This window comes from Pseudoalteromonas sp. S1612 (assembly GCF_005887175.1).
Lineage (GTDB): Bacteria > Pseudomonadota > Gammaproteobacteria > Enterobacterales > Alteromonadaceae > Pseudoalteromonas > Pseudoalteromonas undina.
In genome coordinates, this window is the sequence record NZ_PNDH01000019.1 from 133741 (window position 1) to 146255 (window position 12515).

Annotated in this window: 10 protein-coding genes and 1 tRNA gene; all 11 read right to left on the reverse strand. The window is 40.2% G+C overall.

The window, feature by feature from the left end:
• Positions 1 to 25: 25 nt before the first annotated feature.
• Positions 26 to 1390: a DUF1329 domain-containing protein gene (locus tag CWB78_RS08370; protein WP_138595037.1), complete on the reverse strand. Its 1365-nt coding sequence runs from the start codon at positions 1388 to 1390 to the stop codon at positions 26 to 28.
• A gap of 13 nt (positions 1391 to 1403) precedes the next feature.
• Positions 1404 to 3500: a DUF1302 domain-containing protein gene (locus CWB78_RS08375; RefSeq protein ID WP_138595039.1), complete on the reverse strand. Its 2097-nt coding sequence runs from the start codon at positions 3498 to 3500 to the stop codon at positions 1404 to 1406.
• Positions 3501 to 3753: 253 nt separating this feature from the next.
• Positions 3754 to 3975: a DUF2835 domain-containing protein gene (locus CWB78_RS08380; RefSeq protein WP_010390154.1), complete on the reverse strand. Its 222-nt coding sequence runs from the start codon at positions 3973 to 3975 to the stop codon at positions 3754 to 3756.
• A 3-nt stretch (positions 3976 to 3978) separates the two neighbouring features.
• The gene (pepN, locus tag CWB78_RS08385; RefSeq protein ID WP_138595041.1) at positions 3979 to 6573 is read right to left on the reverse strand and encodes an aminopeptidase N; all 2595 of its coding nucleotides are present in this window, start codon (positions 6571 to 6573) and stop codon (positions 3979 to 3981) included.
• A gap of 50 nt (positions 6574 to 6623) precedes the next feature.
• Positions 6624 to 8108, reverse strand: coding sequence for a Na+/H+ antiporter NhaC (nhaC, locus tag CWB78_RS08390; RefSeq protein ID WP_041709519.1), 1485 nt, complete (start codon positions 8106 to 8108; stop codon positions 6624 to 6626).
• A 158-nt stretch (positions 8109 to 8266) separates the two neighbouring features.
• Positions 8267 to 10291: a carboxy terminal-processing peptidase gene (prc, locus tag CWB78_RS08395; protein ID WP_138569711.1), complete on the reverse strand. Its 2025-nt coding sequence runs from the start codon at positions 10289 to 10291 to the stop codon at positions 8267 to 8269.
• A 27-nt stretch (positions 10292 to 10318) separates the two neighbouring features.
• On the reverse strand, positions 10319 to 10957 hold the full coding sequence (proQ, locus tag CWB78_RS08400) for an RNA chaperone ProQ (protein WP_010390161.1): 639 nt from the start codon (positions 10955 to 10957) through the stop codon (positions 10319 to 10321).
• A 16-nt stretch (positions 10958 to 10973) separates the two neighbouring features.
• Entirely contained in the window at positions 10974 to 11252 is a 279-nt protein-coding gene (locus CWB78_RS08405) for a hypothetical protein (protein ID WP_010390163.1), read from the reverse strand.
• On the reverse strand, positions 11252 to 11710 hold the full coding sequence (gene msrC / locus CWB78_RS08410) for a free L-methionine (R)-S-oxide reductase MsrC (RefSeq protein ID WP_054201014.1): 459 nt from the start codon (positions 11708 to 11710) through the stop codon (positions 11252 to 11254). The genes CWB78_RS08405 and msrC overlap by 1 nt, the downstream gene beginning before the upstream one ends.
• A gap of 128 nt (positions 11711 to 11838) precedes the next feature.
• Entirely contained in the window at positions 11839 to 12219 is a 381-nt protein-coding gene (locus CWB78_RS08415; RefSeq protein WP_008112036.1) for a hypothetical protein, read from the reverse strand.
• Between the two features lie 172 nt (positions 12220 to 12391).
• Positions 12392 to 12482 (reverse strand) — tRNA-Ser (locus CWB78_RS08420).
• Between the last annotated feature and the right edge of the window lie 33 nt (positions 12483 to 12515).

The window sequence follows — 12515 nt, forward strand, 5'->3', positions numbered from 1 at the left end:
AGGAAACTAGGTGCCTGCTTTTATACTATCTGCCAGCGCGACGTAAAGCGCTCGATGTAAACTCATTGTCATTAAATGACTGAGAAAAGTCATACATCTTTTCTTGGTTATCTAGACCAATGGCTAAGTAGCGACGTGAATTAAGATCGTGGTATACCTCAAGCGTACTCCACTGTGTCGGTACTTCATAGTAGTTAAGACCATAAGCCATTGCTACACGATAAAGTTGGTCACGATTATCGTAAATATCGGTAACATGAACTTGCCAACTGTCTTCGTCAATGTAGAAAACACGTTTTTTGTAAATATGACGGGTGTCATCTTTTAAGTTTGCTTCAACAACCCATACACGGTGTTTTTCGTAACGTGTATGCTCAGGGTTGATATGGCCAGGCTTTAAAATATCATCATAAGTTAGCTTGTCGCTGTGAAGCTTGTAGCTATTATATGGGATGTAAAGCTCTTGCTTACCTTTTAGCGTCCAGTTATAACGATTTGGCGAGCCATTGAACATATCAAAGTCATCAGTTGTACGTAAGCTATCTGCTGCTGTACCCGGTGCATCGTATGCTACATTAGGTGCACGACGCACACGGCGCTGACCTGAATTGTACGTCCACGCTTGGCGCGGCGTTAAAATTTGGTCCATAGTTTCATGCACCAATAACGCGGTCCCTGCCAAACGGGCTGGCTCTGTCACTTGCTGTTTAAACTTAAACAAAATATTAGAATCTTGTAGTTCAGCCGGAGTAGCACTTGGATCTGAATACTTAACTAATAACTGCTCATCAAAACCAACATAGTTATATGAACCCGATGCCGTCGGTGCTGCCTGACCACCAAAACGCTCAATAGACTGACCACGGTAACGAAGTAAATGGTTCCAAATTGCTTCTAAACCCGTTTTAGGGATTGGAAATGGAATACCAATAGCTGTACTTTTAATACCATTTCCGCCTTCAACTAATTCAGCAGACGTTGCAAACTTTTTGGTTGCATCGTACACAAATTGTGGAAAAGACGCAGAACGACGGGTTTCATACACTGGCATTTTAAACGTATCTGGGTACGCTTCAAATAACGCGATTTGTCCTGGGCTTAAGTTTTCTTTGTATTTATCAATATTACTTTTATCAATAGTGAATAATACTTTATCGGTTGCATAAGGGTCCAAGTGGTGCATACCCGGTTCATAACCTGCTGGAGCAGCAGTAATACCGCCATTCCATGCTGGGATTGAGGCATCAGCATTCGCTGCTTTTTCCGCACCAATTGGACTTAAGTCTTTACCAAGGCGCGCAGCTTCTTCTGGGCTAATTTTAGCCAGCGCTGCGTGGCTTGCAAACAAACTACAAAACGCTGTAGCAATGAGGGTAGGTTTTTTAATCATAATAATGTTACCCCTAGATAGAATATTTTAAGTTAAAAGAAACGTAATCTCGGTCAGAGAAAGTGTTGGTGTCGCCACCACCCCAAAATGAGTTGTAACTTACATCCAAAGACCATGCATTTTGGTAATTAAAGCTCATGGTAGCACCTAGCGACTTACGATCTTCAATGAATAAGAACATTGGATCCGGCGTATTACCATTTACATCATGCGAAAATACAAAACGTGGTGAAAAGTTAATACCGTTATAAAGGTTAAAGTAGTCACCTTTAGCAATTAGGCGATAGCCCCAAGATGAAGCCGTAGCAAACGATTTTTGCTCAGGTCCATTAGATAATGCCATATGTAGTGAAGAGTAATCTGAACTACCAGGCCCCTGAATAACACCACTTCGGCCAGTACCAGAGACATTTAAACGGATCTCATCGTACTCGGGCATGTTATTAATACGAACACCACCAATTTCACCCACAACAGCCCAACTATCAGCGCCTAATGAAGGACCAAATAGATGTGTTGCCGTAAACTGTAATTGTGACGTATTGCGTTCGATATAACCTTTGGCTAACTCGCCTGGCCCAACAACACTTGCAGCATCACCTTTACTCATTTGCGAAATACCTGCAAACTCAGGGCGTAAACCAGCAATAGCTAACTGCTCAGGCATCGCAGCGTAAAGTAGCTCTACGTCATCGATTTGCAGCGGTTCGTCTTCACGAAAAGTAAACTCACCCGCAAACGCTGTTTCACCAAGCGAGGTGTTAAAGCTTAAACCGTAAAGTTTAATATCTTCAGGGTATTCGTTAGTTGCTTTAGCAAATGCTTTTAAATCAGATACGTTATCAGAGGTAATTTCTGTGGTAGCAATCATCGCTAAATCTTGTTGTATTGATGCTTGCGTGAAGTTAGATACGCGACCTGAAATAAGTGGACGACGGCTATGGTAATTTACATGGTAAAGTGCCACTTCTGTATCGTTCCACTCGGGTAAAAACATACCTAAGCGTAAACCATATTGGCCGCCATCATCTGGCTCTGTTTTGCCATCGTAGCCTTTGCCTTTTAGCGCGACCTTGGTCGGGTACGCTAAGTACATATTTGCCAATAGCTCTTGGCCAGCTGAGCTTGATGGGTCAATACCTTGGCTCGCAGCCACTTGGCCATAAGTTGCCATTAGATTGTTTAAACTATTTGTTAAAAATGCTAAATCAATATCAGGATTTGAAGTAAAACCTAGCTGTACGTTTTGTTGATAACCGTTTTCTGCAGCAAAATCATTGGTAGAAAAATAAGTCCCTGCTGCCGGTAGACGAGTTTCATGCCACTGGTATTGGTAAAAACCTTCTAAGGTCATGTTTTCTGTAAGCCCTAACGATGCCCACAACATACCAACCGGAATAAACGCTTCTTTTAGCTCAGCACCTGGTGCTTTTAAACGGTCTATATCGACCGGATTAACGTTAATACCATGAGAAATTAACGTACTTTCACCCCAGTTTACTACTTGTTGACCAACACGAATTGAAAGCGGGTTATTACCATCGTTTAAATCAAAGTTCGCCCATACGTAGGCATCAAGTAAACGAAGGTCGGCACAACTTTGCTCTTTAGTATCATCGTCATCACAAGGGTCTACACCTTGCCCTGATGTTGGATTAACATAAGCACGATCGCCGTCCATTAATTCAAAATCGTAAAAATACATAAAACGGGTAAATAAGCCGTAGTTATCTTTACTTATTGATAAGTCATGCGTGCCTTTTAATAGTTTTGAGAAAGACTCACCGCTATCAAAATTTAAACCGCCCGCGTCACCGTTGTTTGAGTAGGACCCTGGTTGAGCCCAGACATCTTGGGATGAATAAATCGTATTGAGTGCTGGGTTGTAACCCGTCCAATCAAATGATGGATTATTACTCTTACCAATCATATCAAAATTTCGGTCTTCTACCCGAATACTCTGACCATATGAAAAGGTAGAATCGAAGGCGATATCAAAACCACCTACCTCAAATGTTGCAGCCTGTGTCTGTGCTGCAGTTAAACCCATAGCCGCAGCTGTTAAGCCGAGTACTATTTTATTTTTAACAAAAAGCGATCTTCTTATCATTTTGGTTCCCCCCTGTCGCGGGTATTTTTTGTGTGATCAAGTTATTGTTTTTAGTGTAATCGTAACGATAGAAGCGAATTAAACAAATTACAAATGGTCGCCTTCAATCAGTTATAAGTTTTTTATTTGTTTGACGTTTACGCATTGGTAAGACGTCATACCAGATAATTTATACACGTAAATTAACAATAGGACAAATCGAAATTAACAAAAAGGCAATATTTGTGTATATCTATATCATAAAAAACAATAGCTAGGCTACTCGTTCGAGACGGATGAACTTGTTTTCATTACTTAAAATAAGTCTAAATCGACCTCGGATCCCTAAACTCGAAATAAAAGGTCGAAGATAATGAGCGGAAAAACGAATTGTTTTACCGCTATCAGCTGTCACTTGGATAGAGCTATACCGTCCATGGTAATAATCCATGCACTTTGTATAGCTCAAATTCATACTAAAATAATGTTCTATCATGATTTATTTTAAGGCTTTTTCAACCTTTTCAAATAAGTCGTCGCTTAAACCTTCTAAATTAGCTAATCGCTCTAATTGTGCTCGCATTGCAGTTGCACGCGTTTCGTCATAACGACGCCATGACATAAACGGCGTTAACATTCGAGATGCATTTTGCGGGTTAATCGCATTAAGCTTAATCAATAAATCGCCAAGTAATGTATAGCCCTTGCCATCTAAACGATGAAACTGTGCCGTATTAAAATGAGAAAAGCTGCCCACTAATGCACGTACTCGGTTTGGATTCGAAAAATCAAAGCAAGGATGCGAGTACAAGGCTTTTATTTTCTCGATAGCATCTTCAGCAGAGTTCATTGCTTGCAAAGCAAACCACTTATCCATTACTAATACATCATGGCGCCATTGAGCGTCAAAATGCTCGAGCAATTGATCTGACAATGGGTGAGCTGCTTTAACCGCACTGCTTAATGCACCGAGTACATTGGTCATATTTGTTGAAGATGCAGCCTGCTCAATTAAACTTGCCGCATCAACACTGTCGGTTTTTGCCAAGTAATGAAGACAAAGCTGTTTCAACGCACGTATTGCAACCGCTTGGGCACTCACACTACCATCATCAATGATTGCCTGGTAACAACTTAAAAACTCACTGTGCAATTGTGTGGCTATTTGCTGTTCAAATAACTCAATGTTTGCCGTTATCTGATCTACCGGTATTATTTCAAATTCAGCAGCTAAGGTATCAAAACTTGGTAACTTCAACAGTTCAGCAATCAATGCTAAATCACCCTCACGTTGAGATAGCAATGTGCGAAGTGCATCAACCACCTCCTCACTCAATGGAGTTTTACTTGCTGAAGTAACATTGGCTTTAAGAGCGTTAATAAATAACTGCTGTTGTGCATCCCAGCGTGAAAAATCGCTACGCGCAAAACGCATAATATGCAGTAAATCCGCTTCACTAATAGATTGATTTAAAATACATGGGGCTGAAAAATCTTCGAGCAATACAGCGGTTGGATTACTGTGAATATTATCAAAGTAAAATGTTTGCGAGCTATTAGTTACATCCAACACATTATCAAGCTGTTTTCCTTGGTATTGCAATGTAATACTTTGCCCCTGAGAGTCTAAAAGCTCAATAGCAAAAGGGATATGTAACATTGCATTATCAGGCTGGTTCGCTGGCGTAAGCTGCTCTACGGTAAGCGAGAATATTTGCGAAGCTTCATCATACTTTTTAGTTACGTTTAGGCGAGGCGTACCACAATGATTATACCAACGCTTAAATTGTGATAAATCAATGGATGATGCATCACTCATTGCTGCAACAAAATCATCACACGTCACCGCTTGCCCATCATGGCGTTCAAAGTACAAAGCCATGCCTTTTTGAAAGTTTTGCTCACCTAAAAGGGTATGCATCATGCGAATTACTTCTGCCCCTTTGTCATATACAGTCACAGTGTAAAAGTTATTCATTTCAATCACTTTTTCTGGACGTATCGGATGAGCCATAGGGCCTGCATCTTCACTAAACTGATGAGTACGCATCACTTTTACAGCATCAATTCTATTAAGCGCACGAGAGCCTAAATCACTACTAAATTCTTGATCTCGAAATACCGTCAAGCCTTCTTTTAAAGACAATTGAAACCAGTCACGACAAGTTACACGATTTCCGGTCCAGTTATGAAAGTACTCATGGCCAACAATAGACTCAATGGTGTGGTAATCTTTATCGGTTGCCGTTTCTTGATTTGCCAACACACATTTACTGTTGAAAATATTTAAGCCTTTATTTTCCATTGCTCCCATATTGAAAAAATCAACGGCAACAATCATGTAAATATCAAGGTCGTACTCTAAATTAAAGCGAGCTTCATCCCAAGCCATCGCTTTTTTAAGCGACGTCATGGCATGCTCTGTTTTTGGTAAATTCCCTTTATCAACAAATAACGCTAAGGTGACGTCTTTACCACTACGTGTTGTGTATTTGTCGTGTAAAACATCAAAGTCCCCAGCTACTAATGCAAACAAATAGCTAGGCTTTTTGAATGGGTCTTGCCATTTTACAAAATGGCGTCCATCTTGCGTTTCACCGCTATCAACTTGATTACCATTTGAAAGTAAATGTGGGAATATTGTATCTGCAATTATAGTGACATCAAAAGTAGAAAGGACATCAGGACGGTCCATATAGTAGGTTATTTTTCTAAACCCTTGCGCTTCACATTGGGTACAGTAAGCCCCGCCCGATAAGTACAACCCCTCAAGTGAAGTATTGGTTTGCGGTGATGTTTGCGTCACTATACTTAGCTGACACTCATCAGGTAGATTATTAATGATTAATTGCTGATTTATAATTTTATAATCTGTAAGCTCCTCACCCTCTACCGACAATGAGATCAAAGTTAAGTCTATGCCATCTAATACCAGTGGCGCATTTGAATCGCCAACGCGCTTAAGTGTTAATAAAGCATTTACCTGAGTTTGTAATGGCTGTAAATCAAACGTCAGCTCAGTGTGTTCGATTGAAAAATGGGGGGCTTGGTAGTCTTTTAGGTATTCTGCTTGAGGTTTTTGTAGTTCAGTCATGTTCACTCCAAAAAAATAGCCCCTTTTAGTGATAAAAGGAGCTACTTAAATTAAGCCGTTTGTTTAGGTTTAATACGTAGTATCTTAATTCCTAAGTAAGCGTAAATCACGGCTAAGAAAGGATTTATAAGGTTAAAGAAAGCATAAAGCGCATAGTCAAACGGATTGATTAATAAAACACTTTGCATATACGCACCACACGTATTCCACGGTATCAGTGGGCTAGTAATTGTACCGCCATCTTCTAGAGTACGTGATAAGTTAACAGGCTTTAAGCCACGCTTTTTGTATTCTTCTTTAAACATCCGCCCAGGTACCACAATGGCAATATACTGATCGGCAGCAATAACATTGGTACCAATACACGTTGCAATAGTGGAGGCGATAAGAGAGCCAGTGCTTTTTGCTATTTTTAGAATACTTTTAACAAATATATCAAGTAGACCCGTTTTTTCCATAATCGCACCAAACATCAGTGCTGTCATGATCAACCATGTGGTTGTTAGCATGCCAGACATACCGCCGCCGCTCAGTAACGAGTCCATTTTCGCATCGCCCGTGTTAATCGTAAAGCCATCAAAAAAGGTGGTCCAAACCAGTTTAAAGTAACCGACAAACTCACCCTGAGTCATGTCTATTTGGCTAGCAATTAAGTCCGATTGAAATAGCATAGCCCACACCGCGCCAATGACAGCACCAATAGAAATGGCAGGAAACGCTGGCATTTTTCGAATAGCAAGTACGAGTAATACAATTAACGGCACCAACATTTCTAAGCCAATGTTAAAGTTTTGCTGAAGAATTGCAGTTATTTGGTCTATTTGACCAGCCTCCCCCGCTGCTGTCGCGTTAAAGCCCATGAAAACAAAGATGATTAATGCAATTACAAAGCTAGGTACTGTAGTCCAAAGCATATGATGAATATGTTCAAACAAATCTGCACCAGCAACCGCTGGAGCTAAATTGGTTGTTTCAGATAATGGACTAAGCTTATCGCCAAAATAAGCGCCTGATATTACAGCACCCGCGGTAACTGTCGGCTCTAAACCCAGTCCTGAAGCAACACCGAGTAACGCAACACCTATAGTTGCTGCTGTAGTCCATGAACTACCAATACTCATTGCTACAATGCCACAAATTAAACAACTCGCGGCGTAAAACCAGCTGGGATTGATAATTTGTAGACCGTAATAAATTAATGTCGGAACGGTTCCTGATAATAGCCAAGTTCCGATTAATGCCCCTACCATGAGTAAGATTAAAATCGCACTAAGAGATAAGGTGATCCCCTCAATCATTGCATCTTCTAATTTCTTCCATGTGTAGCCATTTTTTAAACCAATTAACGCCGCAGCGAATGTTGCAAACAACAAGGCAATTTGATTGGGACCTGACGATGAGTCATCACCAAATAAGTACACAGCGGCACCTAATAAACAAATTAATACAGCAATTGGGATGAGTGCATCAAAAAACGAGGCACTTTTTAGTGGTTTTTCTTCAATTGGCTTCAAAATATAGACTCCTACACACATTCGATGCATGTTGATTATTTTTATTAGCACGTACGCGCATTTATTGAGCACTATTGATCTAGCTCAACTTTTGGTAATCCGCGATTATAACAATTTAGCAAATTATCGATAGTAAAAAAGGCGCCTAGGCGCCTTTTTTTTACAAAGTGAAGCTGAATTTAGCGCTTAGCTACGCGACCATATTTGATATAATCTTGCGTAATAAGAGCTGCTTCTTCAAGAAACGGGTCAAGCTCTTCAATCACCTCAGGCACATCATCCAAGTTTTCAACAGGTTGTTTGCCTAAACGCTTTAAACGCTCGTTAGTGCGTGCTAGTGCTCGCGCTTCATTTTCTTCTTTTTCTTTAATGCGCTTTTTCTCGACTAAAGAAATTGTTTTACGATCTTTTTCTTCGTTGTAACGAGCGATATCCTCAAACACATAATTAAATTCAGGTTCAGTTTTAATTCGCTCATTGTGCTGTTTTTCAAGCACATTTATAACAGGGTTTAAACGCCCTATTTGCTTATACTTCGCTTGTACTATGCTATCCCATGGTAGTGCATTATCTTGCTTACTTTCCCCCCACTCAGCAGGGTCAATGGCTGATGGGAAAGTAATATCTGGGATCACCCCTTTATGCTGTGTACTACCACCATTAATGCGGTAAAATTTTGCAATTGTATATTGCACACTACCTAATGGATTATCGTATAAGTCATAAGCACGCGCTAAACCTTTATGCTGCTGCACGGTCCCTTTACCAAAGGTTTGCTCACCAATGATAACGGCGCGGCCATAATCTTGCATAGCTGCGGCAAAAATTTCAGACGCGGATGCGCTGTATCTATCAACAAGCACTGTGAGTGGGCCATCATAATAAGTAATGCCGTCACGGTCTTTTTGTTCTTCAATACGGTTGTTTAAAGTATGAATTTGTACTACTGGACCTTGATCAAAAAACAAACCTGATAACTGCGTAGCTTCATATAATGAACCGCCGCCATTTTGACGTAAATCAATAATAATTCCGTCTACGTTTTGTTCTTTGAGTTTAGCCAACTCAACTTTTACATCTTTAGATAAGTTATTGTAAAAACCAGGGATTTCTATTACACCAATTTTGCTGGTTAAATCAGAATAACTGGCTTCAAATACTTCTGATTTGGCAGCTCTGTCTTCTAGACGAATTTTATCACGGGTAATTTCAACCACTTTTGGCGTACCGTGAGCATCTGCACCCTTTAGGTATTGCAAACGCACTTTAGTACCCTTAGGACCTTTTATTAAATCAACCACATCATCTAAACGCCAGCCAATTACATCAACAAACTCTTCGCCATCTTGAGCCACACCAATAATGCGGTCATCGGCTTTAATTTGCTCAGATTTGTCTGCCGGGCCTCCAGGCACTAAACTACGAATTACCGTGTAGTCTTCATCAGGCGTTAATACTGCACCAATCCCTTCAAGCTCAAGATCCATATCCATTTTGAACTGTTCTGCACGACGTGGAGATAAGTATGAAGTATGTGCTTCAATACTACGTGCAAGTGAATTCATTACAATTTGAAATGCATCTTCAGATTTTGATTGTACAAGACGCTTCTCTGCATTTTTATAACGCTTGGTTAAAACGTCTTTTATGCCAGGCCAATCTTTACCTGTCATTTTTAACCGTAATGCATCATATTTTACTCGCTCGCGCCAAATTTCATCTAATTCAGCTTGCGTGGTCGCCCATGGAGCATCTTCACGGTCATAAAAATATTCATCTTCAGTGTCGAACGTCATTTCATTTTCAAGTAGTGAAAGCGAAAATTCGTAACGTTCAAAACGACGTTTAAGGCTTAAGTTGAAAATATCAAATGTAAAGCCTAACTTGCCGCTAATAAGTGCGTTATCGAAACGCTCACGATATTGCTCAAAAGAGTCAATATCGCTTTTCAAAAACACGCTTTTATTAAAATCAAGGGATTCGATGTAACGATCAAACACTTTACTTGAAAGCTCATCGTTAAATCGAACAGGTGTGTAATGCGAACGAGTAAATAGATTAGCCACTCGTTTACTGGCTGTACCGTGCTGACTTTCTTGCTTGAGCAAAGGTAAGTCTTCTAATGTTACCGGCTCTACTGCAGCCAATAATGAACCTGAAAACAGCGCAGCAACTAACGGAATGAGCGTAAACTTTTTACTCATACACAACTCCTTAATTTTTTTCGCAACTTAAATGATGTATAAGCTGTCGGCTTTGGTTTTTACTTGCATACCGGTCACTAATTCAACGTGAACATCGTCTTTGTTTACTTCAGTGATTACTGCATTAACAAGTGCTTGGCCAAGTTTAACTTTAACCTTGTTATTAACCTTGACCTCGCCTGCTGGTAAAGGTTCAACTTTTCCTGAACGCTTAGGCGCAGCGGCTTTTGCAGGCTTTGCTGCAGCCGATGAATTTTTAGCCGCGTTAGCTGGTTTCTTTTTGAAAGATTTTGCTTCTGAATCTTGACGAGGGCGTTGCTGCTTTTTACGCTTTGCCATTTTAGCACGGCTTTCTTCCAACGCTTTTTGTGCGTGGTCAATATGCTCTTGCTCAACTTTTTCGCCTTGATTTCCGTCAAGATCGATTCTAAATTCAGATTTAGTAACCGCTTCAAGGTAGCGCCAGTTAGATGTGTATTTCCTAAGTGCTTGACGAACTTGTGTCTTACTAACTTTTTCAGAGCCTTCAATACGCTCAGCGATATCTTTAAAAATACCTACTTTAAGCGGCTGAATGCCCTCTTTTTGTTTAAAACATTGTGGAAATTCTTGATATAAGAACTCCAATACTTCATTAATATCTTTTAGCTTGTTTGTGGTTTCCATTTTAGGACCTATTTAATCACATCTTTTCATCAAGGGCAGAATCAACATAGTGGATACACCAATCAGCTAACTCTTCAAAGTCAGCTTCAATCACAGCCATATCACCACGTAAATGTTCCCAAATACCATTTATAATTTCATCAATTGAATCACAGTCTAAATCATCAGGTAGACGATCCCATGCCATGTGAATCAAATCATTGAGCGTTTCCGCTACATGTTCTTCATCCCCTTCCCAATCACCAACATCTTGAACGGCAAAAAGGTAGTCTTGAACATTTAGCAAGTCTTTCATTACAGGCTAGCCTCTAAGCATTTTACAAGTGCTTCAAGCCCTGCTTGGTCATCAGTATCAAATCGGCCAATACTTGGGCTATCTATGTCTAGTACCGCAAATACAGATCCATTTTTCATGATAGGTACAACTATCTCAGAATTTGATGCTGCATCACAGGCTATATGACCGTCAAAAGCATGCACATCTGAAATTAATTGGGTTTGCTCGGTCGCCGCAGCAGTGCCACATACCCCTTTTCCTACTGGAATACGAATACAAGCTGGATTGCCTTGAAATGGACCAAGTACCAATTCTGATGGTGAATCCATAAAATAAAAGCCCGCCCAATTCACATCTTCTAAAGAGGTAAATAACAGCGCGCTTATATTTGCCATATTGGCAATTATGTTTGATTCACCGCCTATCAGCGATTCAGTTTGCTTAACTAATGACTGGTAAAAATCGTGCTTTTGCATACCAAACTACTTCTTATTAAACATACAGTAGCTAAAGGTACTCTTTGTCACTAAAAATTGAAACCTTTTGCGGGTAAAAAAAAGGAAATTACATGGTTTTACGACACACTTGATTAAATATTCCGCAATTAACTTTGTACCGATTTACGCAGGCCGAATAAAAACAGTCCAGCGGCAAACCCTGACATCACACTATTGATTAAAAAGATCTCGCCTGTAGTGGCGCTCAAAAGATAACTAAAAATAGCGCCACCCAGCAAGCCCAGTGTTAATACTCCAGAATAATTTACCTTAGAATACTTAAACATAAGTAAATAACCCGGCACTACAAACGCGGCCATAGTTAAACCCACTATGTGCGCGTTAGCAATAGCGGTCATTAATAGTCCTAAAAAAATAGAAACAGCGTCACCACGCATAGTCAATGCGTAGTAAATCCCCAACATACTGCCAATAATAACGGGAGATAATAATGAAAGTGCGACACTTTTTGCGAGTTGATGTTTCATTGTAAGATCCTTAACAAAAACATAAATCTTTAATTTCTAAGCATGCACTAAGAGCCAAAGCTTATAAATAGAGACTATGGTCGTATTTTTTAACTGAATATGCTTGGTTTTTAAAAAGGTATAGCGAATATGAGGCACAAAAAAGCCCGCAAATCGCGGGCTTATCTGATAATGGTGGAGAGATAGGGATTTGAACCCTAGAGGGGCTATAAACCCCTGCCGGTTTTCAAGACCGGTGCATTCGACCACTCTGCCATCTCTCCGCACGGGCAGAAGCATCGGGTCAGCCTGTGGGC